Genomic DNA, 26,906 nt, shown 5'->3' on the forward strand with positions numbered 1-26,906 from the left:
TCTTCATCCTGGGGCACCGCTCAGTTGTCCAGGCCGATGGCGAACGCGGCCTCGATGTCGTGCTGGGAGTACGTACGGAACGCCACATGGGTGTCCGTCGCCTCGACGCCGGGGATCTTGCTGATCCGGCCGGGGATGACCTCGGCGAGATCCTCGTGCTGCTTCACCCGCACCATGGCGATCAGGTCGTACGTACCGGTGACCGAGAACACCTCGGTGACGCTCTCCAGCGAAGCGATCCGCTCCGCGATCTCGGGGATCCGGTCCACGCTGGTCTTGATGAGGACGATCGCGGTGATCACGGTTGGTTCTCTCCCTCGGGGGCCGGAGCTGGGACGGGCTTCACTCTAGTAGGACGTCCGAAGCGGGCCCACGCGAAGCCGAAGCCCAGTCCGAAGCCCACCAGGTGCGCCAGGTACGCCACCCCCGGCCCCTGGTCCGCCCGCCCCGCCGCCACCCACTGCAGGGCCACCCAGAAGGGCAGCACCACCCAGGCCGGGAAGCGCAGCGGCAGGAAGAGCAGGAACGGGAGCAGGCTTGTCACGCGCGCCCCGGGGAAGAGGAACAGGAACGCGCCGAGGACGGCCGAGATCGCCCCGGACGCGCCGACCAGGGACTGGGTGGAGTCGTCGTTGGCGGCCGCGTAGCCCAGCAGGGCCAGGTAGCCGCAGCCGAGGTAGAAGAGCGTGAACTGGACGCGGCCCATCCGATCCTCGGTCATCGCGCCGAAGACGTAGAGGAAGAGCATGTTGCCGAGCAGGTGCACCCAGCTGCCGTGCACGAAGAGGGCCGTGGCAGGAGTGAGGGCGGCCCGGGGCGTCCCCTTGAACAGCTCCGCGGGGACCACGCCCCAGCGGTGGAAATAGGCCCGCTGCGCGGCGAGCAGCCCCTCGCCGGAGCCGTACGTCGGATTGAGCCCCGCGGCCGGGCCGATCAGGAAGAGCAGCGAGCACAGGGCGATCAGCCCGTACGTCACCGGCGCCGGCGACCGCCGGGCCGATCGGCCCGCCCTGCCGAACCGCGTCCCGAAATGCGCCACGCTCCAGTCGCCGATCATGAACACAGAGCATGACGTAACGGGACGCAGCCGCACAGACCGCCTCGCCGCCCGAGACGGACAGGCGGTGAGTACCCGCCAGGCCGTAGGGTTACGAGCCACACGCACCGGGGAGTCCCGAAGCGTCACTGACAATAGAAGACCTAGAAGGAAAAGAGCACGGTCACGATGACGGTTCCCCTGCCGACCGACACGACGCGGTGGCGCTGCACCCTCTGCGGCAACCTCACGCGCTTCGACGTGACGCGCTCGTCCAAGGTCGTGGAGTACATCCACCTCGATCTGGCCGGTGCGCCGAAGGTCGAGGAGCGCGAGGTGCTCAGTGAGACGATCGAGTCGGTGCGCTGCCGCTGGTGCAACGCCGTGGACAAGGTGGAACTCGTGGACAGGCCGGGCGCCGACTCCTGACGGGAGCGCGGCCCCGCACAGGCAATTGGGGTGTTGACGGATGGTGGAGACACAAGGCGGGGGGCCGGGCGACGGCGCCGCTGAGGTGCTCGACCGTCCGCTGCCCGACGGTGTACGGCGCAAGGTCGTACAGATCGTGTCCGACGGCTTCGGCGGGCTGACCGTCGGCGAACTGCCCGCGCAGCTGCGGCAGTACGCCAGGTTCGCCCCGAACCGCCGGGCCAAGTTCGCCGGCAACGCGATGGCCGCGGCGCTGGAGACCGATCCGCTGTTCCGGCAGCGCATCGGGGAGAAGTTCAGAGAGGCCCAGCCGGAGCTCTCCGGCGCTCTCGACACCGGCTCGGCGCCTGCGGCCGCGGACCCGCTCGACGTGGCGGCCGCGGCCTATGTTCTGCGGCCCACCGGCTGGGTCAAGCTGGTCACCGCGGCCGGCGAGGAGGCCCAGCGGGCCGACGCCGAGCGCGCCGACGAGGAGAGCCGCGCCGAGCTGGAGCGGCTGCGCGAGGAACTCGCCCACGCCCGCGAGCACACCCGGCAGGAGACGGAGCGGCTGCGCACCGAGCTGGACGCGGCGAAGAAGGAAGCCGAATCGCTTCACCGAAAACTGCGCTCCGCCCTCAGTGACGTCAAGCGCGGCGAGGCCGCCCTGCGCAAGATCCAGGGCGAGATCGAGACCGTGCGCTCCGAGGGGCACACCCAGGTCTCCGCGGCCGAGAGCGAGACCCGGCGGCTCAAGGCGCGGCTCGGGGAGGCCGAGGCCGCCCTGGAGGCCACACGCCGGGCGGCACGCGAGGGACGCAGCGTCGAGGACATGCGCGTACGGCTGCTGCTCGACACCCTGCTGGACGCCACCCAAGGGCTGCGCCGGGAGCTGGCGTTGCCGCCGGTGTCCGTGCGGCCCGCCGAGACCGTGGACGCGGTCGAACCGGGACGAATGACCCCGAAGGACATCGCCGCCCGGGCCCTGTCCGAGAACGACCCCGCGATCCTCGACCAGCTCCTCGCCCTGCCGCAGGCGCACTTGGTCGTCGACGGCTACAACGTCACCAAGACCGGCTATCCCCAGATGCCGCTGGAGAAGCAGCGGTTGAGGCTCCTCGGCCAGCTCTCGCAGCTCGCCGCCCAAACCGGGGCAGAAGTGACCTGTGTCTTCGACGGGGCCGAACTTGCCGCACCGGTGCTGCTGGCGCCGCCGCGCGGGGTGCGGGTGCTGTTCTCCAAGCCGGGCGTGACCGCCGACGAGTTGATCCGCCAGCTGGTGCGCGCCGAGCCTCCGGGCCGTCCGGTCATCGTCGCCTCGACCGACCGCGAGGTCGCCGACGGGGTGGCCCGGGCCGGAGCGCGTCCGGTGGCTTCTGTGGTGCTTCTCAAGCGACTGTCCTGAAAGCGCCAACGTACTGGCGCAATGCCCGAATTGGCCGGGCTGTCACGCAACGTAGCGTCAAGCGCGCGTTACCGCATGTGAGTTGTGTGTAAAGAATGATGGGTGTGACGAGATTTTTCGTGTGAGGATTTGATCTGATCACAAGAGGGTCACTAGGGTCTGGCGTCGAACCTCCGAGCGGGTGATCACTCACAAGAAGGGTTTCACCTCAGTGGCGTCCCACCGTCGACCCAAGCAGCCGAGCCGAGCACGCGTGACCGTGCTGACCACCGCGGCGGCTGCTGCCGTGGCCATCAGTTCGCAGGCCGCCAACGCGGCCCCCAGCGAGAAGCCGAGCAAGGACGAGGTCAAGGCCAAGGTCGACGCGCTCTACGAGCAGGCCGAGCAGGCCACCGAGAAGTTCAACGGCGCCAAGGAGAAGCAGGAGAAGCTCCAGAAGGAGATCTCCACGATCCAGGACAACGTCGCCCGCGGCCAGGAAGAGCTCAACGAGCTGCGCGACGCGATGGGCCTGGCCGCCGCCGCCCAGTACCGCACGGGCAGCATCGACTCCTCCCTCCAGCTGTTCCTGTCGTCGAACCCGGACGACTACCTGGACAAGGCGTCCACCGCCGACCAGCTCAGCGCCCAGCAGGTCGACTCGCTGAAGAAGATCCAGGAGAAGCAGCGCGAGCTCTCCCAGCAGCGCGCCGAGGCCGCCGACAAGCTCAAGGACCTCGCCTCCACCCGCACCGAGCTGGGCAAGAAGAAGAAGGAAGTCCAGGGCAAGCTCGCCGAGGCGCAGAAGCTGCTCAACACCCTGACGGCCGCCGAGAAGGCCGCCATGGCCGCCGAGGAGGCCCGCGCCAGCCGCTCCGCCGCGGACCGCGTGGACCTCGGCAACGTCGGCTCCGCCTCCGGCCGGGCCCAGGCCGCCTTCCAGGCCGCCCAGAGCCAGATCGGCAAGCCGTACGTCTACGGCGCCACCGGCACCGCCTCCTACGACTGCTCGGGCCTCACCTCCTGGGCCTACGCCCAGGCCGGCGTCTCCATCCCGCGCACCTCGCAGGCCCAGGCCAACGCCGGCACCCGGATCTACTCGCAGAGCCAGCTCAAGGTCGGTGACCTGGTCATCTTCTACGGCGACCTGCACCACGTCGGTTTCTATGCGGGCAACGGCCAGATCCTGCACGCCCCGCGCAGCGGCACGGTCGTGCGCTACGAGTCGATCAACAACATGCCGTTCCAGTTCGGCGTCCGGATCTGACCCCGGCCGTACGCCTCCAAGATCAACACGACGTGCCGCCCGAACGAGCGAATCACGACGACACTCGCTGACCCCGCGCCCCGCCGATGACCTGCGTCAGAGGCGGGGCGTCACTGTGTGTGCCCGCGGAGGTCGTTGGTCGCCGCCCCGACACGGAGCTACTGTCTGCCGCGTTTCCCCCGCAGCCGGGGGAACGGTCCTTGTCCGCGAGCGGAAGGAGAGCGGCTTCCCGTGGGGTCCCATCGCCGTCTTGCATCGTCCGGGTTCGACCGGGGCGCCGGTACAGCGCTCTGCGTCATGTCAGCAGCCGCCACGGCCCTCGGGGTCGTACCCGCCACGGCCACGCCGCACGACGACACCCGGGCCAAGGTGGACCGCCTCTACGAGGAGGCCGAGAAGGCCACCGAGGCCTACAACAAGGCCGACGAGCGCGCCGACGGGCTTCGCGACCAGGTGAGCCGGGCACAGGACCGGATCGCCCGGAAGCAGGAGAGCATCAACTCCATGCGGGACGCCCTCGGTTCGCTGGCCGGCGCCCAGTACCGGTCCGGCGGCATCGACCCCTCCCTGGCCCTGCTGCTCTCCGACGATCCGGCCGACTACCTCGACAGGGCCGCCCGGATCGCCCGGATCAGCGCCCACCAGGCCGGCCAGCTGGAGGAACTCCAGGACGCCATGCGCGTCCTCGCCCAGGAGCGCGCCGAGGCGGGGAAGAAACTCATCGACCTGGACAAGAGCCGCAAGGCCGTCGCCGCCCACAAGCGGACCGTCGAGCGCAAACTCGCCCAGGCCCGCAGGCTCCTCAACACGCTCACGGCGAGCGACCGCGCCGCCTACGACCGCGCCACCCGTTCAAGCCGCGACGTCATGCCCGACTTCTTCGGCGGCGGCGCGCCCTCGGGCCGTGCCGCAGCCGCCCTGGCCGCCGCCCACTCCGCCGTGGGCAAGCCGTACGTCTGGGGCGCCAACGGCCCCTCCGGGTTCGACTGTTCGGGCCTGATCCAGTGGTCGTACGCCCAGGCCGGCGTCGCCATGCCGCGCACCTCGCAGGGCCAGCGGTACGCCGGACGGCAGGTCTCGCTCGCCGAGGCCCGGCCCGGCGACGTGGTCACCTACCGCTCAGACGCCAGCCATGTCGGGATGTACGTCGGCAACGGCCAGGTGATCCACGCGCCCTACCCCGGCGCACCCGTGCGCTACGACCCGGTCGGCATGATGCCGGGGGCGACGGTCACCAGGGTCTGACGCGGGTCTGACCTCCGCGCCCGCGCCGCCGTACGATCGGGAAGTGGCCGGTCGAAGGCGGGCGTCGGGAACGCGAGTCGTCGTGGCGCTCTGTCTGCTGTTCGTCTCCCTGATGGGCTGCGGCGGACGGTCCGCCACCGACAGCGCGCGGGCCGACGTGCAGCGCCTCCTCGACGGGCGGGCGGCGGCGGTCCTCGACCGCGACCGGGCGGCTTTCCTGCGCACGGGCGCCCAGGACTGGTTCGGCAACGTGCGAGCCCTGCCCCTCGCAGACTGGTCGTACCGCCTGACCCGGCTGCACCGCACCGGCGACACCGCCACCGCCGAGGCCGAACTGCGCTACCGCGTCCGGGGCTACGACCGCGCCCCGGTCAGCGCCGGCCGCACGCTCAGCCTGAGCCTGGACGCGGGGGGCCGCTGGTACGTCGAGGCCGAGCGGCCCGCGAAGGGCTCCGCCGAGCAGCTGTGGGACCAGGGCGCGGTGAGCGTCGTACGGGGTGAGCACAGCCTCGTCATGGGCGTGGGGCAGTCCGCCGAGGCGCTGCGGCAGTACGCGGAGCTGGCGGACGGCGCGGTACCGGCCGTGTCGCAGGCGTGGGGCACGGACTGGCCCGGGCAGATCGTGGTCCTGGTACCGGCCTCGCTAGGCGACATGGCGGGGCTCCTAGGCTCGCCCGAATCCTCCTACCGCGGGATCGCCGCGGTCACCACCGGCGAGACCGGCGCCCCGGCGAACGCGCCCGCGGACCGGATCATCGTCAACCCCGACGCGTACGGCGTGCTCGGCGCCACCGGCAAGCAGGTCGTCCTCACCCACGAGACCACCCATGTCGCCACCCGCGCCCACACCACCGCCGCCACCCCGCTGTGGCTCTCCGAGGGCTACGCCGACCGGGTCGGCTATCTCGGCAGCGGACGCTCCCCGTCCCAGGCCGCGCCCGAACTGTGGCGTGCGGTGACCGAGGGCCGGGTACCGGAGGCACTCCCCGCCGACGCGGACTTCGGCTTCACCGGCGACTCGGGCAAGCTGGCGCGGGCCTACGAGAGCGGGTGGCTGGCCTGCCGGTTGATCGCGGAGCGCTGGGGCGAGGTCAGACTCGTCGAGTTCTACCGGGCCGTGGGCGCGCACGAGGGACGGGCAGGGGCGGTCGAGGGGGCGCTGAAGGACGTACTCGGGACGTCGCTGGAGGAGTTCACCGCCGCGTGGCGGGCGTATCTGCGGGCTCAGCTCGGCTGATCGAGCTGCGCGATGGCCTCCGTGAGCCACGCGCGTTCCGCCTCCCCGGTGGCCCGGGCGACCCGCAGCATGCCTTGCCGGAACAGATCGCCGGCCTCCTCCAGCCGTACCGGCTCGCCGCCCTCGTAGAAGAAGCTCGTGGGCGCGGTGAGGAACTCCAGCCTGCGGCGTGCTTCATCGCGCTCGGCGGGGTCTTCGAGGGGAGCGGGGGAGCGCCGGTGCTGCTGCGGGTGACCCTGCTCGGTACGGCCGTACAGCTGCCGCTCGCCTTCGGGCTGTCCGGCCTCGGCCTGCCCGGCGCGTGCCTGGCGCTGGCGCTCGCCATGGCGGCGCAGTGCGCGGCGGTGCCGGTGCTGCTGCGGCGGGTCCGGCGTCAGGAGGGCGGGGACGTCTCCTTGGTGCGGGTGGCCTGAGGCGGCACGCGGAGCGGGGCGGTCCGGGTGACGGTCGAGCGCCAGAGCACGCGGGCCGCGAGGAGCGTGGCGAGGACCAGCAGGCCGTTGCGGAGGAACAGCAGGGTGACACCGCGGGCGTCGCTGGCGACGACGTTCGCGAACCAGACCGGGAACTCCAGGACCGTCACGAAGCACGCCGCCAGGACCAGGACGACGGGGAACCCCATCCGGCTGTCGCGGAAGCACAGGCACACGGCCGCCAGGCCCACCAGCCACACCATGTACTGCGGGCTGATCACCCGGCTGGTCGTCACGAACATCAGCACCGCCACGAAGGCCGCGTCCGCGAGCGTGTGCGCGTGGAACCGCCGCGCCCGCAGCCGCCACAGCAGCAGCCACCCGAAGGCGAGCCCGCTGAGGGCGAGGGCGGCCGTGCTGACGACGTCGACGTACGGGCCGAGGAACTCCACCGAGCCGTAGTTCAGCAGCACCTGGCCGTCCCAGCCGTACTGCCGGGCCACATGGAAGACCAGCGAGCCCAGCGACTCCACCTCGGTGCCCCGGTCGCGCTGGAAGGTCAGGAAGGCGAAGGCGCCGGGCATGGCGAGGGCGAACACCGCCGCGAGGGCGCCGGCGGTCAGCGCGGCCCAGCCCCAGGCGAGGCGCCTGCGGGCCGCGACCAGCAGCAGCACCGGCCACACCTTCAGCATCGCCCCGAGCGCCGTCAGCGCGCCCATCAGCCGGGGATGGCGGGCACCCGCGAGCAGCGCGGCCACGGCGACGGCGGTGACCATGACGTCGTAGCGCGCGTACACGGTCGGTCCGAGCAGCGGTACGCCCAGCACCCACACCCAGGCCCCGCGCAGCGTCCGGCCCGGGCGCGGGCCCGCGTACAGCAGGAGCAGCAGCGCGGCCAGGTCGGCGGCGAAGGCGAGGACGAAGAAGGCCGACGGGTAGTCCAGCCAGAACACCAGCGCGGGGGAGAGGATCGCGAGGGCCGCGGCGGGCGGGTACTGCCAGGTGACGTCGTCCAGCGGGAAGGTCCCGGTGCGCAGCACCTCGTACCAGCCCTGGTAGATCACCGACACGTCGCTGGTGACATCGGGACCCGGGAAGAGGTACACCTTGAACACGAAGAGCAGCAGGATCACCCTGGTCAGGGCCCAGATCCCCAGAAGCCACGCCAGGGGCCGCCACGTGCCCTTCGTCTCCACCGGATCCCCTGCCGTTCCCTGCCGTTCGATTCCCGCCTTGAGGGGAACATGATGTCCCCTCCGGCTGTGAGCGGGCCATAAGCGTGGCCGAGCCCCGGCTGTGAACGGCGGCTTCGGTCGTGAACGGCGGCTTCGGTAAGGTCGGCGGCGATGCACAAGACCCTGATCGTGACCAACGACTTCCCGCCCCGCCCCGGCGGCATCCAGGCGTTCCTGCACAACATGGCGCTGCGGCTCGACCCGGAGCAGCTGGTCGTCTACGCCTCCACCTGGAAGCGGAGCCGCGAAGGCATCGAGGCCACGGCCGCCTTCGACGCGGAGCAGCCCTTCACGGTCGTACGGGACCGTACGACGATGCTGCTGCCGACGCCCGGGGCGACCCGGCGGGCGGCCGGCCTGCTGCGCGAGCACGGGTGCACGTCGGTGTGGTTCGGCGCGGCGGCACCGCTCGGCCTGATGGCGCCGGCGCTGCGGAAGGCGGGCGCACAGCGGCTGGTGGCCACGACCCACGGTCATGAGGCGGGCTGGGCCCAGTTGCCCGCCGCCCGGCAGTTGCTGGGCCGGATCGGGGAGTCGACCGACACGATCACCTACCTCGGCGAGTACACGCGCTCGCGCATCGCGACCGCGCTGACGCCTCGGGCGGCCTCGCGGATGGTCCAACTGCCGCCGGGAGTGGACGAGAAGACCTTCCATCCGGGCTCGGGCGGCGACGAGATCCGGGCCCGGCTCGGCCTGACCGACCGCCCGGTGGTGGTCTGCGTCTCCCGACTGGTGCGGCGCAAGGGGCAGGACACCCTGATCCTCGCCATGCCCCGCATCCTGGCCACCGAGCCGGAGGCCGTGCTGCTGATCGTCGGCGGCGGCCCCTACGAGAAGGACCTGCGACGGCTGGCGCACGAGACGGGCGTCGCCGACTCGGTCCGCTTCACGGGCCCGGTGCCCTGGTCCGAACTCCCCGCCCACTACGGCGCCGGCGACGTCTTCGCGATGCCGTGCCGGACGCGAAGGGGCGGCCTGGACGTGGAGGGCCTGGGCATCGTCTACCTGGAGGCTTCGGCAACGGGACTGCCGGTGGTCGCGGGCGACTCGGGCGGGGCGCCGGACGCCGTGCTGGACGGCGAGACGGGCTGGGTGGTGAGGGGCGGCTCCCCGGAGGAGGCGGCCGACCGCATCGTCACGCTCCTGGGAGACGCCGAACTCCGCCGGCGGATGGGGGAGCGGGGCAGGGAGTGGGTCGAGGAGAGGTGGCGCTGGGACCTGCTGGCGGAGAGGCTGCAAACGCTGCTGTAGGGCTTTTGGGGGCGCGGGGAAAGGGCCTTCAAGGCGCGGGGAACTGCGCGACCAGCCACAAACAGCTCGCAGCCGCCGCTATAGAACATGTGGCACCCCACTAGGCGGAACGAAATATTCCGCACATGCTGCGCACATGACATCAAACCTGATGCAGCGTCAGCTGACAAGACGTCAGATCCTCGGAATGGCGGCACTACAGACCGCCGCCACCCTCGGCTTCACCCGCATCGCCCTCCAGTCCGCCCAAGCCGCCGAGCCCGACGCAGTCGAATCCGCCCCGGCGATAGTCGTCGGCTCCGGCTACGGCGCCGCCGTGGCCGCCCTCCGCCTCGGCCAGGCCGGCATCCGCACCCTCGTCCTCGAAATGGGCCGCCTCTGGAACACCCCCGGCCCCGACGGCAAGATCTTCTGCTCCACCAGCGCCCCCGACCACCGCTCCATGTGGTTCCGCACCCGCACCGAGGCCCCGCTCGCCACCTTCCTGTGGCTGGACGTGGTCAACAAGGACATCAGCGCCTACCCCGGAGTCCTGGACCGCGTCCACTACGACCACATGTCCGTGTACGTGGGCCGAGGCGTCGGCGGCGGCTCCCTGGTCAACGGCGGCATGGCCGTCACCCCGCTCCAGTCCTACTTCGCCGAGCAGTTCCCCACCGTGGACACCGCGGAGATGTACGGCACGTACTTCCCGCGCGCCCGCTCCATGCTGGGCGTCAACACCATCGACCCCGCGTGGTTCGAGTCGACCGACTGGTACCGCTTCACCCGGATCTCCCGCAAACACGCGACCAACACCGGCCTCAAGACCACCTTCGTACCCAACGTCTACGACTTCGGGTACATGCAGCGCGAGGCGGCTGGCACGGCGACCAAGTCGGCGCTCGCCGGTGAGGTCATCTACGGCAACAACCACGGCAAGCGCACCCTCGACAAGACGTATCTGGCCTCCGCGCTCGGCACCGGGAACGTCACCATCCACACCCAGGAGAAGGTGAGGTCGATCAGCAGGGCGGCCGACGGGACGTACCTCCTGACCGTCGACCGGATCGACGACACCGGCACCGTCGTGGAGACCAAGGAGTACGGCTGTACGTACCTCTTCCTCGGCGGCGGCAGCATCGGCACCACCGAACTCCTCGTCCGCGCCCGCGAGTCGGGCACGCTGCCCGCCCTGGACACGAACGTCGGCACCGGGTGGGGGACCAACGGCAACGTGATGCTCGGCCGGGCCAACCACCTCTGGGACACGGTCGGGGCGAACCAGTCGACCATGCCGGTCATGGGCATCGACGACTGGGCCAACGCCGCCAACCCGGTCTTCGCCGAGATCGCGCCCCTGCCGACGGGACTGGAGCACTGGGTCAGCCTCTATCTGGCGATCACCAAGAACCCGTCGCGGGCGTCGTTCTCGTACGACAGCGGCACGGGAGCGGTGAAACTCGGCTGGAGTGCCGCCCAGAGCGCGGTGTCGGTGAGCATGGCCAAGAAGCTGTTCGACCGGATCAACTCGGCGAACGCCACGATCTACCGGTACGACCTGTTCGGCTCGGCCAGCAAGGTGTTCGCCGACGACTTCACCTACCACCCGCTGGGCGGCTGTGTGCTGGGGAAGGCGACCGACAACTACGGGAGGGTCAAGGGGTATGCGAAGCTCTACGTCACCGACGGCTCGCTCGTGCCCGGATCGATCGGCGTGAACCCGTTCGTGACGATCACCGCGCTCGCCGAACGCACGATGGCGCGGGTCCTCGTGGAGGACACCGCGCCATAACCGTCGTACGAGTGGAAGCCTCGTACCAGTGACTACTTCTGGTAGATCGCCTCGATCTCGTCGGCGTAGTCCTTCGCCACGACGTTGCGCTTGAGCTTCAGCGACGGCGTCAGATGGCCCGACTCCTCCGTGAACTGGGAGGGCAGAATGCGGAACTTCCGCACCGATTCCGCCTTCGACACCGCGGCGTTGCCGTCGTCGATCGCGGCCTGGATGGCCGCGTTCAGGTCGGCGTCCGCGCTCAGCGACGCCGCGGTGGAGCCCGCGGGCTTGCCGTGCTCGGCGGCCCAGCGGCCCAGGAACTCCTCGTCGACGGTGACCAGCGCGCCCACGAACGGGCGCCCGTCGCCGACCACCATGCACTCCGCGACCAGCGCGTGCGCGCGGATACGGTCCTCGATCACGGCCGGGGCGACGTTCTTGCCGCCCGCGGTGACGATGATCTCCTTCTTGCGGCCGGTGATCCTGAGGTAGCCGTCCTCGTCCAGGGTGCCGATGTCGCCGGTGTGGAACCAGCCGTCGGCCAGCGCCTCCTCGGTCGCGCCCGGGTTGTTCCAGTACTCCTTGAACAGGTGCTCGCCGTGCAGCAGCACCTCGCCGTCGTCCGCGATCCGCACGACCGAGCCCGGCAGCGGCTGGCCGACCGTGCCGATCTTCTGGCGGTCCCAGGGGTTGAAGGCGGTGGCGGCACAGGACTCGGTCAGGCCGTAGCCCTCCAGGACCGTGAAGCCGATGCCGCGGAAGAAGTGCCCGAGCCGCTCGCCCAGCGGGGCGCCGCCGGAGATGGCGTACTCGCCCTTGCCGCCGAGCACCGCGCGCAGCTTGCTGTAGACGAGCTTGTCGAAGACCTTGTGCTTGATCTTCAGGCCGACGGCCGGGCCGGACGGGGTGTCCAGCGCCTTGCTGTAGGCGATCGCGGTGTCCGCGGCCTTGTCGAAGATCTTTCCCTTGCCGTCCGCCTGGGCCTTGGCGCGGGCCGAGTTGTAGACCTTCTCGAAGACGCGCGGCACGCCCAGGATCAGCGTCGGGCGGAAGGCGGCGAGCTCGTCGGTGAGGTCCTTGATGTCCGGGACCGTGCCCAGCCTGATCGGCGCCATCATCGGCGCGATCTGCACCAGCCGGCCGAAGACGTGCGCGAGGGGCAGGAAGAGCAGTACGGAGCACTCGCCGGTGCGGAACAGCGGGCGCAGCCGCTCCACGATGTTGCCGCACTCCGCGAAGAAGCTGCGGTGGGTGAGCACACAGCCCTTGGGGCGGCCGGTGGTGCCGGAGGTGTACACGATGGTCGCCGGGTCGTCGGCCTTCGCCTGCGAGCTGCGCTCCTCGACCGTGGCGTCGCTGATGTCCTGCCCGAGCCGCCCCAGCTCCTCCACGCCCCCGGCGTCGATCTGCCAGACGTGCTTGAGGGCGGGCAGCCGGTCGCGCACCGACTCGACGGCGGCCGTGTGGTTGTCCAGCTCCGTGATCATGGCGGTCGCGCCCGAGTCGCTGAGGATCCACTGCACCTGCTCCGGCGAGCTGGTCTCGTACACCGGCACGGTGACCGCGCCCGCCGACCAGATCGCGAAGTCGAGCAGGGTCCACTCGTAGCGGGTGCGGGACATCAGGCCCACGCGGTCGCCGGGCTGGACCCCGGAGGCGATGAGCCCCTTCGCGGCCGCGCGCACCTCGGCGAGGAAAGCGGTGGCCGTCACGTCCTGCCAGGCACCGCCCACCTTGCGGGCGATGACGGCGACGTCAGGGTGCTGCGCGGCGTTTCTGCGGACGATGTCGGTCAGATTGCCGTCCGCAGGGACCTCGTACAAAGCCGGAAGGCTGAACTCGCGCAAGACTGCTGCTCCTCATAGGGCGCCGGCGCCACGACGTTGTGTGATGCGACGGTGCGGTCCAAGGCTCGGGCAGGTGCTCTGGGATTCACAAGTTGAAATCCAGAGCACGACTGGACCGACCGGACGTTACCCGCCGGTATGGCTTCTTCGACAGGGGGTCCCGGCGAGATGTTCGCTGCGTCACACGGATTGGTGTTTCTGCTTGTATTCCTGCGCGCACAGTAGTCGAGCGGTCTGACGACTGGCCAGTAACCATCGTTCCGCCCGGCACTGTTCACGTATGCCGCACACGCCTACCCTTGATCGTCATGGCACCGACATCGACGGGAAACCGCAGGACACGCGTCCATGTGGTCAGCGACGTGCACGGCAACGCCCGCGACCTGGCCAGGGCCGGCGAGGGCGCGGACGCCCTGATCTGTCTGGGCGACCTGGTGCTGTTCCTGGACTACGCCGACCACTCGCGCGGCATCTTCCCCGACCTGTTCGGGGTGGAGAACGCCCACCGCATCGTGGAGCTGCGCACCGCCCGGCGCTTCGAGGAGGCGCGGGAGCTCGGGACGCGGCTGTGGGCCGGGATCGGCGGGGACCGGCGTGCGGTGATCGAGAAGGCGGTCCGCAAGCAGTACGCCGAGATGTTCGCGGCGTTCCCGACACCGACGTACGCCACCTACGGCAATGTCGACATGCCGCCTCTGTGGCCGGAGTACGCCGGGTCCGGTACGACGGTGCTGGACGGCGAGCGGGTGGAGATCGGCGGGTGGGTCTTCGGCTTCGTGGGCGGCGGCCTGCGGACCCCGATGCGGACCCCCTATGAGATCAGCGACGAGGAGTACGCCGCGAAGATCGAGGCCGTGGGCGAGGTGGACGTGCTGTGCACGCACATTCCGCCGGAGGTCCCGGAGTTGGTGTACGACACGGTGGCGCGGCGCTTCGAACGGGGGAGCCGGGCGCTGCTGGAGGCGATTCGCCGCACTCGCCCCCGCTACTCCCTTTTCGGCCATGTGCATCAGCCGCTGGTCCGGCGCATGCGGATCGGGGCGACGGAGTGCGTGAACGTGGGGCATTTCGCCGGGTCGGGGAAGCCGTGGGCGCTGGAATGGTGAGCGATTTCCGGCACCGGGGGCGCTTTCCGGCGTGGGGTGCAGGTGGGGGTGAAGTCGGCTGGTCGGACGCGCGGTAGCCTTCACGCTGCACACGCGTGCGCACCACCACTTCATACCGGCCCGCATCTGGAGGAGCCACAGCGATGGCGGAACACACCAGCTCGAGCATCACGATCGAGGCGGCACCGGCCGATGTCATGGGGGTGATCGCCGACTTCGCCCGCTACCCGGACTGGACCGGCGAGGTGAAGGAGGCGGAGGTCCTCCAGACCGACGACCAGGGCCGCGCCGAGCAGGTCCGCCTCGTCATGGACGCCGGCGCGATCAAGGACGACCAGGTCCTCGGGTACACCTGGACCGGCGAGAACGAGGTGTCCTGGACGCTGGTGAAGTCCCAGATGCTGCGGTCGCTCGACGGCTCGTACATCCTGAAGCCGGCGGGGGCGGGCTCGACCGAGGTCACCTACCAGCTGACGGTCGACGTCAAGATCCCGATGCTGGGGATGATCAAGCGCAAGGCCGAGAAGGTCATCATCGACCGGGCGTTGGCGGGGCTGAAGAAGCGGGTGGAGTCGGGCGGGAAGTAGCGACCGGCGCAGTCTGCGGCGAGGGGTACTCCTCGAACGTGGCTGTTCTCTGCCTCGGCTACGGTTCACCCCCATGCGCACGATCCTGATCACGGGCCCCGGTGGCAGCGGCCGTACGACCATCGCCGCCGCCACCGCGCTCGCCGCCGCCCGCGAGGGCAGCCGCACCCTCGTCCTCAGCGCCGACCGCACCGACACCCTGGGCGCGGCACTCGGCGTGACCACGGGCGCGACCCCGGTCCGGGTGACCGACACCCTCACCGCCTGGCGCCCCGACGCCGCCACCGGCTTCCGCGACGACCTCGCCGCCTTCCAGGACCGCGCCACCTCCGCCCTCGACCTCCTCGGCGCGTCCCGGCTCGACCCGGAAGAGGTCACCCCCCTGCCCGGCGCCGAGGAACTCGCGCTGCTCCGCGCCCTCCGGGACGCGGCGCTCGCCGAGGCCCATGACCTCCTCGTCGTCGACCTGCCGGCCACCCCGCACGCCCTCGCCCTGCTCTCGCTCCCGGAGGAGCTGCGCCGCTATCTGCGCCGACTGCTCCCGCCCGAGCGGCAGGCGGCCCGTGCCCTGCGGCCGATGCTGGGCCGGCTGGCCGGCGTGCCGATGCCCGCGGAGTGGCTGTACGAGACCACCGCCCGCTGGGATGTCGAGCTCGCCGCCGTGGAGGCCGTCATCGCCGACCGCGACACCGTCGTACGGCTGGTCGCCGAACCCGGTCCGGGCGGCGCCGACGCCGTGCACGCCGCCGGCCTCGCCCTCGCCCTGCGCGGCCTGCGCCCCGACGCGCTGATCGCCAACCGGGTCCTGCCGGAGACGGAGGCGCCGGCGGGCAGCTGGCTCGCCGGGCCGGTCGCCCAGCAGCGCAAGATCCTTGAGGAGTGGCGGGTGGAGTGCCACCAGGTCCACGACATCGCTCACCTCGGGCGGGACCCCCGTGGCATCGACGACCTCGCGGCCCTCGCCGTGCCCGCCGCCGAAGGCTCTTCCTCCACCGTCGAGTGGTCCGTCACCGACCGGCTCGCCGACGACGGTGTGCTCGTCTGGCACATCCCGCTGCCCGGCGCCGTACGGGACGAACTCGACCTCGTCCGGCGCGGCGACGAACTCGTCGTCACAGCGGGACAGTTCCGGCGTATCGTGCCTCTGCCGTCCGCCCTGCGCCGCTGCGCGGTGGACGGGGCCGCGCTGCGGGACGGCGAGCTGCGGATCCGGTTCGCGCCGGACCCGGATCTCTGGCCGCGGGCACGGTGAAGCAGGTACGGCCGTTCGGGTAACGTCGTAGAGACGAACCGTAGTCAGGAGTCCGTCATGAGCGAAGAGCTCCCCCCGTCCGACGCCGATGATCGCGAGGCCGTCGACGAGGTACGGGCGACCGACGCCGACGCCTGGGCGACGGCGTGCGCCGAGGACCTCGCAGCGGAGAAGGCCCGCCGTCGTGCCGAGCACGGCGCGCCTCCGGGCTCGGCCGCCGAGGAACTGCGCAAGCTCGTCGACGCCGTCGCGGACAAGCTGTCCACCCTCCAGTCCCCGCTGCTCGGCGCGGTCGCCGGACCCGCCGCCCAGCAGGTCGTCAAGCAGGTCGTGGAGCAGGCCAAGGCCGCCGTCGAGCCCGTCATCGAGCGCAACCCCGACGTTTTCGACCACCTGGCCGCCGCCGGCAACGAACTCCTCGCCGCGTACCGCTCCGCGGTCCAGAACCAGGAACGGCGCTGGACGAGCGGTACCGACGACTCCACCGAACTGGACGAGCTCGACGACGACAAGCGAGACCCGGGCGAGGGCACCGGCCCCGGTCAGCGCATCGACTTGGACTGACCGAGCCCTCGGGTACGGTTGGCCGTAGCGGGGCTCGACCGAACTGAGGGATTCATGGGACTCACCATCGGCGTCGACATCGGCGGTACCAAGATCGCGGCCGGTGTGGTCGACGAGGAAGGCAACATCCTCTCGACCCACAAGGTGCCGACCCCGGGCACGCCCGACGGGATCGTGGACGCCATCGCCTCCGCGGTGGAGGGCGCGCGCGCCGGGCACGAGATCGTCGGCGTGGGCATCGGCGCGGCCGGTTACGTCAACCGTCAGCGCTCGGAGGTCTACTTCGCCCCCAATATCGACTGGCGCAACGAGCCGCTGAAGCAGAAGGTCGAGGCCCGCGTCGGCCTCCCCGTCGTCGTCGAGAACGACGCCAACGCGGCCGCCTGGGGCGAGTACAAGTTCGGCGCGGGCAAGGGCCACCGCAACGTCATCTGCATCACCCTCGGTACCGGCCTCGGCGGCGGCATCATCATCGGCAACAAGCTGCGCCGCGGGCACTACGGCGTCGCCGCCGAGTTCGGCCACATCCGCATGGTGCCGGACGGGCTGCTGTGCGGCTGCGGATCGCAGGGCTGCTGGGAGCAGTACGCCTCCGGGCGTGCCCTCGTCAGATACGCCAAGCAGCGCGCCAACGCCACCCCCGAGAACGCCGAGATCCTGCTCGACATGGGCGACGGCACCCCCGAGGGCATCGAGGGCAAGCACATCTCCATGGCCGCGCGCCAGGGCGACCCGGTCGCCGTCGACTCCTACCGCGAACTCGCCCGCTGGGCCGGCGCCGGCCTCGCCGACCTCGCCTCCCTCTTCGACCCGTCCGCCTTCATCGTCGGCGGCGGCCTCTCCGACGAGGGCGAACTGGTCCTCGACCCGATCCGCAAGTCCTACAAGCGCTGGCTGGTAGGCGGCAACTGGCGCCCCGTGGCGGACGTCATCGCGGCCCAGCTGGGCAACAAGGCGGGCCTGGTGGGCGCGGCGGACCTGGCGCGGGAGCCGGATCCGATCATGTGACGCCTGCTTCCGAAGCTGCGGCCACTGTGCCCACTCAGGGGCGCGGGGAACTGCGCGACCAGCCACGACGAACCGGCAGTCGCACACGCTCCCCGCGCCCCGAGCTTTTGGGCGCCCCACCCTGCTCCCGGCGTAAATTGACCCGCATGCCGACGCCCCCACTGCTGCCCAACTCCGCCACCGAACCCGACGGTTCCGCAGTCATCCGCGTCCTCAGCTACAACATCCGCTCGATGCGCGACGACACCGACGCCCTCGCCCGGGTGATCAGCGCCTGCGCCCCCGACCTGGTCCTCATCCAGGAAGCCCCCCGCTTCTTCCGCTGGCGCAAGAAGCTCGCCCGCCTGGCCCGCGCGGCGAACCTCGTCGTCCTCACCGGCGGCGCCACCACCACGGGCCCCGCGATCCTGTGCGACCTGAGGGCCACCGTGGAGCGAACGGAGGACATCCTCCTCCCGCTCACGCCCGGACTCCACAGGCGCGGCTTCGCCACGGCGGTGGTCCGCTTCGGCGGCGCCCGCCTCGGCGTGCTCTGCTGTCACCTCTCCCTGCAGACGGACGAGCGCTACGCACAGGGCGGCATGCTCCTGGACCGCCTCGCCGGCCTGGGCGTGGACCATGCGATCGCCGGCGGCGACCTCAACGACCGCCCCACCGGCCGCACCTTCCGCCGCCTCGCCGACAGCCTCCAGGACTGCTGGGCCACCACCCCCTGGGGCGGTGAGTACAGCTCGACCCCGCTCGACCCCCACCAGCGCATCGACGCGATCTTCGCCACCAAGGGCATCGAGGTACTCGGCTGCGGCGTCCCCGTCGGCCACCCCGGTGTGACGCAGACAGACCTGAGGGCGGCCACGGACCACCTTCCGGTCCTGGCCGCCCTCAGAATTCCCGCGCTCTAGACGACCGCACCCCGCCCGGGATCGTCGTCGTCATCGTCGTCCGTCTTCATCCGCATCACCAGCGTGGCGAACCCGCCCAGGAACCCGCCGATGCCCAGCGTGGCCAGCCACCACGTCATCTCCCAGCCGAACAGGACGGCGAGCAGCAGCAGGATCGGCCCGCCGATCACCGCGAGCCAGGCGAACTTCGCGGTCGCGTCGGCGGCGGGCAGCGGCGGCGGCTCGGGCGGTACGAAGTGGCCCTCGTCGTCGGTGTCGAAGTCGTCGTCGGTCGGCTCGGGCGCGCTGTAGTCACGCGGTCCGCCGCCGACGCCGGGCGCGAAGGAGACGGAGCTGCCGAGCGGCCTGGGCGGCGCGTCCTCCCTGGACTCCCCGCCCTTGTCGCCCTGCTCGTCCGCCCCGTCCTTGGTGCCCTTGGACCGGTCGTCCGCCCTGTCGTCCGAGTCGTCATTCGCGTCGGACTCCAGCAGCGCCAGGTCCTCCACCGACTTGAACGGCTTCGCGCCCGGCGGGTCCGGCGGCTCCTGGCCGTATCCGGACACGATGGCGGCCCAGGCGGCGTCCTCGTCGAACGGGACGTGCTGCTCTTCCGGCTCGCGATCGTCGCGGTCCTCGCGCCTCTCACGGTCGGAGTCGTGCTCAGCCACGTGCGGTCGTCCCTTCCTTGCCCACGCCGATTGCGAGCCGGCCGATGAAGCCGAGGCTCTCCTCGAAGATCCGGTCCGCGTCATGGTCCAACGTCGCGACATGGAAGCTCTGTTCCAGCACGACCTCCGATACGTCCGTGGACGACACCCTGCTCAGGATCCGGCCCGAGTCCGCCGCCGGCACGATGTGGTCCTGGGCGCTGCGCAGAAGCAGCAGCGGCTGGGTGACCTGCGGCAACTCGCCGTCGACCAGGCGGAAGAAGGTCCGCAGGGAGTGGGCCGCGTGCAACGGCACCCGGTCGTACCCGATCTCGGCGCCGCCTTCCTTCGCTATGTCACTGGCGATCCCCTTCGTCGTACGGACGAAGTGGCGGGACACCGGAAGGGTGTACGCCGACAGGCCGTGCACCTTGTTCGCCGGGTTGACGACGACCACGCCGGCGACGTCCTCCCCGTGCTTCGCGGCGAGCCGCAGCGCGAGGGCGCCGCCCATCGACAGACCGGCCACGAAGACCCGCTCGCAGCGGTCGCGCAGGGTGCGCAGGGCCCGGTCCACCTCGGCGTACCAGTCCTGCCAGCCGGTGAGCGCCATGTCCTCCCAGCGCGTGCCGTGCCCCGGCAGCAGGGGCAGCGAGACGGTGAGCCCGTGCTCGGCGAGATGCTCCGCCCAGGGGCGCAGCGACTGGGGAGAACCGGTGAAGCCATGGCAGAGGAGGACCCCGACCTCCCCGCCCTCGAAGCGGTACGGCTCGGCTCCAGGAAGGACCGGCACCTTACGGTCTCCTGTTCGTGAGAGGGACGGTGTGCTTCACCGTACGCGACCGTACTGACACCGACCAGGGCCGTCGGACTCTTTGACAGTGCTCCGGGTTAAGGTCTGATCGACAGACACAGGAGGCACTCGGTTGTTGTACGGCGCGATGAAGGTGACCATCGGGGGACCGTTGAAGGTCGCCTTCAGGCCTTGGGTGGAAGGCCTGGAGAACATTCCCACCGAGGGCCCTGCGATCCTCGCGAGCAACCATCTGTCCTTCTCCGACTCGTTCTTCCTGCCCGCGGTCCTCGACCGCAAGGTCACCTTCATCGCGAAGGCCGAGTACTTCACCACCCCGGGAGTCAAGGGCCGGCTGACGGCCGCGTTCTTCAAGGGTGTCGGCCAGCTGCCCGTGGACCGCTCCGGCGCGCGCGGGGCGGGGGAGGCGGCGATCAAGAGCGGCATAGAGGTCCTTGAGCGCGGCGAGCTGTTCGGCATCTACCCGGAGGGCACCCGCTCGCCCGACGGCCGCCTCTACCGGGGCAAGCCCGGCGGCCTCGCGCGCGTGGCGCTCGCCACCGGCGCGCCGGTCATCCCGGTCGCCATGATCGACACGGAGAAGATCCAGCCGCCCGGAAAGGTCATGCCGAAGCTGATGCGCCCGGGCATCCGGATCGGCGAGCCCCTGGACTTCAGCCGGTACCAGGGCATGGAGCACGACCGGTTCGTGCTCCGCGCGGTGACCGACGAGGTCATGTACGAGATCATGAAGCTCTCCGGCCAGGAGTACGTCGACATCTACGCGACCGCCGCCAAGCGGCAGATCGCGGACGCGGCGAAGGCCGAGAAGGAACAAGCGCGCAAGAAGAAGGAACAGCCCGAATAGAGTCGGCCGCAGCAGGGTCGAGGGGGCAAAGGGGTGGGGGCAAGTGGCCGAGCGTGAGCGGGTCATGAGGATGTCGGTCGAGCAGCCGTTGTGGCGTGCGCTCACCGGCTACCGGGTGCTGACCCTGGTGTACGCGATCGGGCTGTTCATCAGCGCGTATGACGAGGTGGCCCGGCCCTGGGTGGCCATCGCCTACTTCGCCGTACTGACCGTCTGGACGCTGGCCACCCTGCCCAGGGTCGCGAACGCCGCGAACTGCACCCGGCGCTTCCTCGCCGTGGACCTCACCATCGCCCTGGCCGGCATCCTGCTCACCCGGCTCGCCGAGACGCCCGCGCGGATCGACGCCGGGGCCCCGACCCTGCCGTCGATCTGGACCGCGGGCGCCGTGCTGGCGTTCGCCATCAAGGGCGGCTGGCGCTGGGCCGCCTTCGCCTCGACGCTGGTCGCCGCCGCCAACCTGATCCACCGCTCCGGTGTGCCGACCCGTGACACCGTCCACATGGTGCTCCTCGTCTGGATCGCCTCCATCGCCATCGGCTACGTCGTCGAGGTCGCCCGCGCCTCCGAGCGCACCCTCGCCCGCGCCCTGGAGATCGAGGCGGCCACGCGTGAGCGGGAGAGGCTCGCCCGGGACATCCACGACAGCGTGCTCCAGGTGCTGGCGATGGTGCAGCGGCGCGGCGCCGTCATCGGCGGCGAGGCGGCCGAGCTGGGCCGCATGGCCGGCGAGCAGGAGGTGGCGCTGCGCACCCTGGTCTCGGGCGGGTTGGTGCCCGTGCCGCGGGTGTCCGAGGACGCCGCGCACGGGGCGGTCGTACGGACCGTGGAAGTGCCGGACGACTCCACCGGTCCCGTCGATCTCCGCGCGCTGCTCGCCCCGTACGCCGGCGCCATGGTGAACCTCGCCGAACCCGGCGCTCCGGTGCCGCTGGCGCCGGCCGCGGCGCGGGAGCTGGCCGCCGCCGTCGGGGCCGCCCTGGACAACGTCCGTAAGCACGCGGGGGAGCACGCGCGCGCGTGGATCCTCGTCGAGGACGAGCCCGACGAGGTGATCGTCACCGTGCGGGACGACGGACCCGGCATCCCCGAGGGCCGGCTCGCGCAGGCCGAGGGCGAGGGGCGGCTCGGGGTCGCCCTGTCGATCCGGGGGCGACTGCGGGACCTCGGCGGCAGCGCCGAGCTGATCTCGGTGCCGGGGCAGGGCACCGAAGTGGAACTGAAAGTACCGAAGGACAGCAGCGCTTCACGGGGGAAGGCGGAGCAGCGATGACGGACACCGCGAACGGAACGGACGGCAGGCCGGGCACGATCAAGGTCATGGTGGTCGACGACCACCCCATGTGGCGCGACGCGGTCGCCCGCGACCTGGCCGAGTCCGGCTTCGACGTGGTCGCCACCGCGGGCGACGGCGACCAGGCCGTACGCCGGGCCAAGGCCGCCGCCCCCGACGTCCTCGTGCTCGACCTCAACCTGCCCGCCAAGCCCGGTGTCCAGGTCTGCAAGGAGCTCGTCGGCCACAACCCGGCGCTGCGCGTCCTCGTCCTGTCCGCCAGCGGCGAGCACGCCGACGTCCTGGAGGCCGTGAAGTCCGGCGCCACCGGCTATCTGCTGAAGTCGGCGTCCACGGAGGAACTGCTGGACGCGGTGCGCCGTACCGCCGTCGGCGACCCGGTGTTCACGCCGGGCCTGGCCGGACTGGTCCTCGGTGAGTACCGCCGCCTCGCCTCCGAGCCCACGCCCGCCGCCTCCGACGCCGACCAGCCGGGGGCCCCGCAGCTCACCGAGCGCGAGACCGAGGTGCTGCGGCTCGTCGCCAAGGGCCTGAGCTACAAGCAGATCGCCGAGCGCCTGGTCATCTCCCACCGCACGGTCCAGAACCACGTCCAGAACACCCTCGGCAAGCTTCAGCTGCACAACCGCGTGGAGTTGGTGCGGTACGCGATAGAGCGGGGTCTCGACGACGAGTGACTCGCGCCCTCGGCGACGAGTGATCGTCGGCCGTTTGCTTGACGGCGCGTAAACCAAACACCCGCCGGTTCACCGGAATTGCCGTACCGACCCATCCCGCTGTGACCTGGATCACCATTAGCGTGGCCTCACCAGGCAACCGCGGCGAAGGGACATTTCCATGCGGGTCGGAGTACTGACCGGAGGCGGCGACTGCCCCGGTCTCAACGCCGTCATCCGGGCCGTCGTCCGCAAGGGCGTGCAGGAGTACGGCTATGACTTCGTCGGCTTCCGGGACGGCTGGCGAGGTCCGCTCGAGAACGACACCATCCGTCTCGACATCCCCGCCGTGCGCGGCATCCTGCCCCGCGGCGGCACCATCCTCGGCTCCTCGCGCACCAACCCCCTGAAGCAGGAGAACGGCATCCGCCGGATCAAGGAGAACCTCGCCAAGCAGGAGGTGGAGGCGCTCATCGCCATCGGCGGCGAGGACACCCTCGGCGTCGCCACCCGACTGTCCGACGAGTACGGCGTGCCCTGCGTCGGCGTACCGAAGACGATCGACAACGACCTGTCCGCCACCGACTACACCTTCGGCTTCGACACCGCCGTCGGCATCGCGACGGAGGCCATCGACCGGCTGCACACCACCGCCGAGTCCCATATGCGCGTCCTGGTCTGCGAGGTGATGGGCCGTCACGCCGGCTGGATCGCCATCCACTCCGGGCTGGCCGGCGGCGCCAACGTCATCCTCATCCCCGAGCAGCGCTTCGACGTCGACAAGGTCTGCGCCTGGATCACCTCGCGCTTCAAGGCGTCGTACGCCCCGATCGTGGTCGTCGCCGAGGGTGCCATGCCGCAGGACGGCGACATGGTGCTGAAGGACGAGTCGCTGGACTCCTTCGGGCACGTCCGGTTGTCCGGGGTCGGCGAATGGCTGGCCAAGGAGATCGAGAAGCGCACGGGCAAGGAAGCCCGTACGACGGTCCTCGGGCACATCCAGCGCGGCGGCACCCCCAGCGCCTTCGACCGCTGGCTCGCCACCCGTTTCGGGCTGCACGCCATCGAGGCCGTCCGCGACCGCGACTTCGGCAAGATGGTCGCCCTGCGCGGCACGGACATCGTCCGCGTCCCGATCGCGGACGCCACGGCCAAGCTGAAGACGGTGGATCCGAAGCTGTACGAGGAGGTCGGCGTCTTCTTCGGCTGACCGCATCAGAAGGCTGCCCCACGGGGTTGTGGGCCGTATATTCGGCCCACAACCCCACCAAAAGGGAGCGGCCTTGGAGATCCTGGCCTTCGGCGTGCAGGCGGACGAGAAGCCCCTGATCGAGCGCGCCTTCCAGGGCCACCACGAGGTCCGCTGCCTGGACGTCTTCCTCAACGAGGACACCGCCCTGATCGCCACCGGCTACGAGGTCGTCTGCACCAGCGTCAACTGCGACCTCGGCCGGCGCGTCCTGCAGACCCTCGCGGCCGGCGGCACCCGGATGGTCGCCCAGCGCTCCACCGGCTTCAACAACATCGACCTCTTGGTCGCCGAGCGCCTCGCCATGACGGTCGCCCGGGTCTCGTACTACTCGCCCCACTCCGTGGCCGAGTTCGCCTGGACCCTCGCCATGGCGGTCAACCGCCGGATCGTCCGCGCCTCCACGCGCACGCGTGACTTCGACTTCCGCCTCGACGGCCTGATGGGCCGCGACATGCACGGCCGCACCGCGGGCATCCTCGGCACCGGAAAGATCGGCGAGGCCTTCACCCGCATCGCCCACGGCTTCGGCATGAACCTGCTCGGCTGGGACGTCGCCGAGAACCCCGCCTGCCTGCAGCTCGGCATGCGCTACGTCCCCAAGGACCAGCTCCTCGCCGAGTCCGACCTGGTCAGCCTGCACGTCCCCCTGATGCCGGAGACGCGCCGGCTCATCGACGCGGACGCCCTGAGGACGATGAAGGACGACGCGATCCTCATCAACTCCAGCCGCGGCGGCCTCATCGACACCGCGGCCCTGGTCGCCGAGCTGCGCGACGGCCGTTTCACGGGGGTCGGCCTCGACGTGTACGAGGCGGAGGCGGGCCTGTTCTTCCTCGACAAGTCCCTCGAGGCCGTCGGGGACGACACCCTGGCCCGCCTCGTCACCTTCCCGAACGTCCTGGTCACGTCCCACCAGGCGTACTACACCGAGGACGCCGTCGGCCAGATCATCGAGACCACGCTGGAGAACGTCCTCGACTACAGGGCGGGCCGCCGCTCCGAGAACGTGCTGGTGCCGCGCAGCTGACCCACCAGTTCGCGTACGACGGCGGCGCCGTTCAGCGTCAGGACCGACTCGGGGTGGAACTGCACACCGGCGAAGCCCGGGCCGCGTACGGCATGGACCTCCCCGTTGCCGGCCCGGCTGACCTCGACGCCGTGCTCGGCCAGCTCCGCGTACGCCTCGTCGTCGCAGCGCGCCACGAAGCTGTTGTAGAAGCCGACGGTCTCCGGCCGCCCGAACAGGTCGATCGTCGTCTGCGCGCCCTGGTAGGGCACTTCCTTCCGTACGATCTGCAGCCCCAGCTCGGCCGCGATCAGCTCGTGCCCGAGGCAGACGCCGAGGACACCGTGCCGGTTGTTCCTGATCACCTCGGCGGTGAGGTCGCGCAGGAGCAGCATCTTCGGGTCGGCGAGATCGACAGGGTCACCCGGCCCGGGGCCGAGCACGACCGGCCCCTCGTGCGCCCTCACCGCCTCCCGCAGCCCGGGTTCGGCGTAGCCTTGGACGGTCACCTCCAGGCCGCTCGACCGCAGGACGTGCGCCAGCATCGCCGTGAAGGTGTCCTCCCCGTCGACGACCAGGGCGTGTCCGGTCAGTTCCGCGGACCGCTCCTGCATCCGCAGCCAGAACGGGGCCAGCGACGCCCGGCGCCCGTCGAGCGCGGCACGCACGCGTGGATCGTCGGCGAGATGCACGCGCGCGTGCTCCCCACGCGGCCGGGACGGACGTACGCCCAGGGCCGCCAGCACTCCCGCCGCCTTCGCGTGGGTCTCCGCGACCTCGCTCTCGGGGTCCGATCCGCGCACGAGGGTGGCGCCGACCGGCACCCGCAGCCGGCCGTCCGCGTCGATGTCGGCGGTGCGGATGAGGATGGGGGAGTCGAGGGTCTGGGCCCCGACGGAACCTTCCCGCCCGCCGCCCGCGTACCGGCCGAGCAGCGCCAGCGCCCCCGCGTAGTAGCCGCGCCCGCCGACCTCGTGCCGCTCGATCACCCGGCAGGCGTTCTGCACGGGCGAGCCGGTGACGGTGGCCGCGAACATGGTCTCCTTCAGAACCTCCCGCACATCCAGCGAGGACTTCCCGCGCAGCTCGTACTCGGTGTGCGCGAGGTGCGCCATCTCCTTGAGCCGGGGTCCGACGACCACCCCGCCCATGTCACCGACGGTGCACATCATCTTGAGCTCCTCGTCGACGACCATCGACAGCTCCTCGATCTCCTTGCCGTCGGCGAGGAAGTCGAGCAGGTGCTCGGGCGTCGGCCCTTCGGCGGGGTAGCGGTACGTCCCGCTGATCGGGTTCATGATCACGGTCCCGCCGGACATCCGCACATGCACCTCGGGGCTCGCCCCGACCAGCGTCCGCTCCCCGGTGTGCACGACGAAGGTCCAGTACGCGCCCCGCTCGCCCACCAGCAGCCGCCGGAACAGACTCAGGGCATCGGCCCGTCCGAACCCGGGGATCTCACCCTCGTACGTCCGCCGGATCACGAAGTTCGCGCCCTCGCCCCGCCCGATCTCGTCCCGCAGCACCCGCCCGACGATCTCCGCGTACTCCTCGTCGCCGACGTCGAAGCCACCGCCCTCGACGCGCACATCGTGGGACGGGAGCTGCTCAAGGGCTACGGCCAGCGGGATGCCGTACGACTCCTCGGGGGTGAGCACCGACAGGGGCGTGCCGTCGTCGCGGACGTCGAAGCCGCGCTCGCGGATCTGGCGGAAGGGGACGAGCGCGAGGCCCTCGTCGGGGAGGTCGGCGAGACGGTCGTAGGTGGCGACCGGTCCGATGAGGACCTCGACCGTGTCGTGGTCGTGTCCCGGGGTGCGGCGGCGCAGCAGGGCGAACGGACGGGGATCGTCCAGCAAGCCGAGCAGGTTCATGGGTCCGTGCTCCTTCTCCGTGGATCAGTGGATGCG

Annotated in this window: 25 protein-coding genes and 2 pseudogenes; 19 read left to right on the forward strand and 8 right to left on the reverse strand. The window is 70.9% G+C overall.

The window, feature by feature from the left end:
- Positions 1–20: 20 nt before the first annotated feature.
- Positions 21–302 carry an Lrp/AsnC family transcriptional regulator gene (locus tag BLU79_RS18785; RefSeq protein ID WP_093906972.1) on the reverse strand — a complete coding sequence of 94 codons (282 nt, stop codon included), beginning with the start codon at positions 300–302 and terminating at the stop codon, positions 21–23.
- Entirely contained in the window at positions 299–1,057 is a 759-nt protein-coding gene (locus tag BLU79_RS18790; protein ID WP_093907372.1) for a rhomboid family intramembrane serine protease, read from the reverse strand. The genes BLU79_RS18785 and BLU79_RS18790 overlap by 4 nt, the downstream gene beginning before the upstream one ends.
- A gap of 168 nt (positions 1,058–1,225) precedes the next feature.
- Between BLU79_RS18790 and BLU79_RS18795 the strand changes: the two genes are divergently transcribed.
- The 5 genes from BLU79_RS18795 (at position 1,226) to BLU79_RS18815 (ending at position 6,577) form a co-directional block, all read left to right on the forward strand.
- Positions 1,226–1,465, forward strand: coding sequence for a hypothetical protein (locus BLU79_RS18795; protein WP_093906973.1), 240 nt, complete (start codon positions 1,226–1,228; stop codon positions 1,463–1,465).
- Positions 1,466–1,505: 40 nt separating this feature from the next.
- The gene (locus BLU79_RS18800) at positions 1,506–2,849 is read left to right on the forward strand and encodes an NYN domain-containing protein (protein WP_093906974.1); all 1,344 of its coding nucleotides are present in this window, start codon (positions 1,506–1,508) and stop codon (positions 2,847–2,849) included.
- Positions 2,850–3,060: 211 nt separating this feature from the next.
- Positions 3,061–4,095: a C40 family peptidase gene (locus BLU79_RS18805; RefSeq protein ID WP_093907373.1), complete on the forward strand. Its 1,035-nt coding sequence runs from the start codon at positions 3,061–3,063 to the stop codon at positions 4,093–4,095.
- A gap of 231 nt (positions 4,096–4,326) precedes the next feature.
- Entirely contained in the window at positions 4,327–5,340 is a 1,014-nt protein-coding gene (locus tag BLU79_RS18810) for a C40 family peptidase (RefSeq protein WP_093906975.1), read from the forward strand.
- Positions 5,341–5,383: 43 nt separating this feature from the next.
- Positions 5,384–6,577 carry a hypothetical protein gene (locus BLU79_RS18815; protein ID WP_093906976.1) on the forward strand — a complete coding sequence of 398 codons (1,194 nt, stop codon included), beginning with the start codon at positions 5,384–5,386 and terminating at the stop codon, positions 6,575–6,577.
- On the opposite strand, the pseudogene BLU79_RS49105 reads toward BLU79_RS18815, so the two are convergent.
- Positions 6,565–6,762, reverse strand: a pseudogene (locus tag BLU79_RS49105) (PadR family transcriptional regulator); the annotation flags it as partial. The gene BLU79_RS18815 and the pseudogene BLU79_RS49105 overlap by 13 nt on opposite strands.
- Here BLU79_RS49105 and BLU79_RS18820 point away from each other — a divergent pair.
- Positions 6,739–6,990: pseudogene (locus BLU79_RS18820) on the forward strand (MATE family efflux transporter); the annotation flags it as partial. The pseudogenes BLU79_RS49105 and BLU79_RS18820 sit on opposite strands and share 24 nt — an antisense overlap.
- Here BLU79_RS18820 and BLU79_RS18825 read toward each other — a convergent pair.
- Positions 6,951–8,186 (reverse strand): glycosyltransferase 87 family protein, encoded by a 1,236-nt coding sequence (locus tag BLU79_RS18825; RefSeq protein ID WP_093906977.1) that lies wholly within the window; start codon positions 8,184–8,186, stop codon positions 6,951–6,953. The pseudogene BLU79_RS18820 and the gene BLU79_RS18825 overlap by 40 nt on opposite strands.
- Before the next feature lie 150 nt (positions 8,187–8,336).
- Here BLU79_RS18825 and BLU79_RS18830 point away from each other — a divergent pair, with 150 nt between their 5' ends.
- Positions 8,337–9,479: a glycosyltransferase family 4 protein gene (locus BLU79_RS18830; protein ID WP_093906978.1), complete on the forward strand. Its 1,143-nt coding sequence runs from the start codon at positions 8,337–8,339 to the stop codon at positions 9,477–9,479.
- A 187-nt stretch (positions 9,480–9,666) separates the two neighbouring features.
- Positions 9,667–11,253, forward strand: a complete 1,587-nt coding sequence (locus BLU79_RS18835; protein WP_093906979.1) for a GMC oxidoreductase — start codon at positions 9,667–9,669, stop codon at positions 11,251–11,253.
- A gap of 32 nt (positions 11,254–11,285) precedes the next feature.
- Here BLU79_RS18835 and BLU79_RS18840 read toward each other — a convergent pair whose 3' ends face one another.
- A complete protein-coding gene (locus BLU79_RS18840; RefSeq protein ID WP_093906980.1) occupies positions 11,286–13,082 on the reverse strand; it encodes an AMP-dependent synthetase/ligase in 1,797 nt (598 codons plus the stop codon).
- 308 nt (positions 13,083–13,390) lie between these two features.
- Here BLU79_RS18840 and BLU79_RS18845 point away from each other — a divergent pair, with 308 nt between their 5' ends.
- The 6 genes from BLU79_RS18845 to BLU79_RS18870 all read left to right on the forward strand — a co-directional run bounded on the left by BLU79_RS18845 (position 13,391) and on the right by BLU79_RS18870 (position 18,501).
- Positions 13,391–14,188, forward strand: coding sequence for a metallophosphoesterase family protein (locus BLU79_RS18845; RefSeq protein WP_093906981.1), 798 nt, complete (start codon positions 13,391–13,393; stop codon positions 14,186–14,188).
- 143 nt (positions 14,189–14,331) lie between these two features.
- Entirely contained in the window at positions 14,332–14,775 is a 444-nt protein-coding gene (locus BLU79_RS18850; RefSeq protein ID WP_093906982.1) for an SRPBCC family protein, read from the forward strand.
- Between the two features lie 73 nt (positions 14,776–14,848).
- Positions 14,849–16,027, forward strand: a complete 1,179-nt coding sequence (locus BLU79_RS18855; RefSeq protein WP_093906983.1) for an ArsA family ATPase — start codon at positions 14,849–14,851, stop codon at positions 16,025–16,027.
- A 57-nt stretch (positions 16,028–16,084) separates the two neighbouring features.
- Positions 16,085–16,591, forward strand: coding sequence for a DUF5304 domain-containing protein (locus BLU79_RS18860; RefSeq protein WP_093906984.1), 507 nt, complete (start codon positions 16,085–16,087; stop codon positions 16,589–16,591).
- Between the two features lie 54 nt (positions 16,592–16,645).
- Positions 16,646–17,599: an ROK family glucokinase gene (locus BLU79_RS18865; RefSeq protein ID WP_093906985.1), complete on the forward strand. Its 954-nt coding sequence runs from the start codon at positions 16,646–16,648 to the stop codon at positions 17,597–17,599.
- 146 nt (positions 17,600–17,745) lie between these two features.
- Positions 17,746–18,501 carry an endonuclease/exonuclease/phosphatase family protein gene (locus BLU79_RS18870; protein WP_093906986.1) on the forward strand — a complete coding sequence of 252 codons (756 nt, stop codon included), beginning with the start codon at positions 17,746–17,748 and terminating at the stop codon, positions 18,499–18,501.
- On the opposite strand, the gene BLU79_RS18875 is transcribed toward BLU79_RS18870, so the two are convergent.
- Both BLU79_RS18875 and BLU79_RS18880 read right to left on the reverse strand, forming a co-directional pair.
- On the reverse strand, positions 18,498–19,148 hold the full coding sequence (locus BLU79_RS18875; RefSeq protein WP_093906987.1) for a hypothetical protein: 651 nt from the start codon (positions 19,146–19,148) through the stop codon (positions 18,498–18,500). The two genes, BLU79_RS18870 and BLU79_RS18875, sit on opposite strands and share 4 nt — an antisense overlap.
- The gene (locus BLU79_RS18880) at positions 19,141–19,920 is read right to left on the reverse strand and encodes an alpha/beta hydrolase (protein WP_093906988.1); all 780 of its coding nucleotides are present in this window, start codon (positions 19,918–19,920) and stop codon (positions 19,141–19,143) included. The genes BLU79_RS18875 and BLU79_RS18880 overlap by 8 nt, the downstream gene beginning before the upstream one ends.
- 148 nt (positions 19,921–20,068) lie before the next feature.
- On the opposite strand from BLU79_RS18880, the gene BLU79_RS18885 reads away from it, so the two are divergent.
- The 5 genes from BLU79_RS18885 to BLU79_RS18905 all read left to right on the forward strand — a co-directional run bounded on the left by BLU79_RS18885 (position 20,069) and on the right by BLU79_RS18905 (position 25,017).
- Positions 20,069–20,788, forward strand: coding sequence for a lysophospholipid acyltransferase family protein (locus BLU79_RS18885; RefSeq protein WP_256333380.1), 720 nt, complete (start codon positions 20,069–20,071; stop codon positions 20,786–20,788).
- Between the two features lie 43 nt (positions 20,789–20,831).
- Complete coding sequence (gene macS, locus BLU79_RS18890; RefSeq protein WP_256333381.1) at positions 20,832–22,061, forward strand: MacS family sensor histidine kinase; 1,230 nt, start codon at positions 20,832–20,834, stop codon at positions 22,059–22,061.
- Positions 22,058–22,759, forward strand: coding sequence for a response regulator (locus BLU79_RS18895; RefSeq protein WP_093906990.1), 702 nt, complete (start codon positions 22,058–22,060; stop codon positions 22,757–22,759). The genes macS and BLU79_RS18895 overlap by 4 nt, the downstream gene beginning before the upstream one ends.
- Before the next feature lie 160 nt (positions 22,760–22,919).
- Positions 22,920–23,948 (forward strand): 6-phosphofructokinase, encoded by a 1,029-nt coding sequence (locus BLU79_RS18900; protein ID WP_093906991.1) that lies wholly within the window; start codon positions 22,920–22,922, stop codon positions 23,946–23,948.
- A 73-nt stretch (positions 23,949–24,021) separates the two neighbouring features.
- Entirely contained in the window at positions 24,022–25,017 is a 996-nt protein-coding gene (locus BLU79_RS18905) for a 2-hydroxyacid dehydrogenase (protein ID WP_093906992.1), read from the forward strand.
- On the opposite strand, the gene BLU79_RS18910 is transcribed toward BLU79_RS18905, so the two are convergent.
- Positions 24,969–26,870, reverse strand: a complete 1,902-nt coding sequence (locus tag BLU79_RS18910; RefSeq protein WP_093906993.1) for an anthranilate synthase family protein — start codon at positions 26,868–26,870, stop codon at positions 24,969–24,971. The genes BLU79_RS18905 and BLU79_RS18910 overlap by 49 nt on opposite strands.
- Positions 26,871–26,906 lie beyond the last annotated feature (36 nt).

Source organism: Streptomyces sp. cf386 (assembly GCF_900103585.1).
Classification (GTDB): domain Bacteria; phylum Actinomycetota; class Actinomycetes; order Streptomycetales; family Streptomycetaceae; genus Streptomyces.

What these genes read in the sequence shown, in the direction of transcription:
- BLU79_RS18790 (WP_093907372.1), bottom strand. Translation starts at nt 1,057, where the DNA reads ATGATCGGCGACTGGAGCGTGGCGCATTTCGGGACGCGGTTCGGCAGG.
- BLU79_RS18795 (WP_093906973.1), top strand. Translation starts at nt 1,226, where the DNA reads ATGACGGTTCCCCTGCCGACCGACACGACGCGGTGGCGCTGCACCCTC.
- BLU79_RS18800 (WP_093906974.1), top strand. Translation starts at nt 1,506, where the DNA reads ATGGTGGAGACACAAGGCGGGGGGCCGGGCGACGGCGCCGCTGAGGTG.
- BLU79_RS18830 (WP_093906978.1), top strand. Translation starts at nt 8,337, where the DNA reads ATGCACAAGACCCTGATCGTGACCAACGACTTCCCGCCCCGCCCCGGC.
- BLU79_RS18835 (WP_093906979.1), top strand. Translation starts at nt 9,667, where the DNA reads ATGGCGGCACTACAGACCGCCGCCACCCTCGGCTTCACCCGCATCGCC.
- BLU79_RS18845 (WP_093906981.1), top strand. Translation starts at nt 13,391, where the DNA reads ATGGCACCGACATCGACGGGAAACCGCAGGACACGCGTCCATGTGGTC.
- BLU79_RS18850 (WP_093906982.1), top strand. Translation starts at nt 14,332, where the DNA reads ATGGCGGAACACACCAGCTCGAGCATCACGATCGAGGCGGCACCGGCC.
- BLU79_RS18855 (WP_093906983.1), top strand. Translation starts at nt 14,849, where the DNA reads ATGCGCACGATCCTGATCACGGGCCCCGGTGGCAGCGGCCGTACGACC.
- BLU79_RS18860 (WP_093906984.1), top strand. Translation starts at nt 16,085, where the DNA reads ATGAGCGAAGAGCTCCCCCCGTCCGACGCCGATGATCGCGAGGCCGTC.
- BLU79_RS18865 (WP_093906985.1), top strand. Translation starts at nt 16,646, where the DNA reads ATGGGACTCACCATCGGCGTCGACATCGGCGGTACCAAGATCGCGGCC.
- BLU79_RS18870 (WP_093906986.1), top strand. Translation starts at nt 17,746, where the DNA reads ATGCCGACGCCCCCACTGCTGCCCAACTCCGCCACCGAACCCGACGGT.
- BLU79_RS18885 (WP_256333380.1), top strand. Translation starts at nt 20,069, where the DNA reads ATGAAGGTGACCATCGGGGGACCGTTGAAGGTCGCCTTCAGGCCTTGG.
- BLU79_RS18895 (WP_093906990.1), top strand. Translation starts at nt 22,058, where the DNA reads ATGACGGACACCGCGAACGGAACGGACGGCAGGCCGGGCACGATCAAG.
- BLU79_RS18900 (WP_093906991.1), top strand. Translation starts at nt 22,920, where the DNA reads ATGCGGGTCGGAGTACTGACCGGAGGCGGCGACTGCCCCGGTCTCAAC.
- BLU79_RS18910 (WP_093906993.1), bottom strand. Translation starts at nt 26,870, where the DNA reads ATGAACCTGCTCGGCTTGCTGGACGATCCCCGTCCGTTCGCCCTGCTG.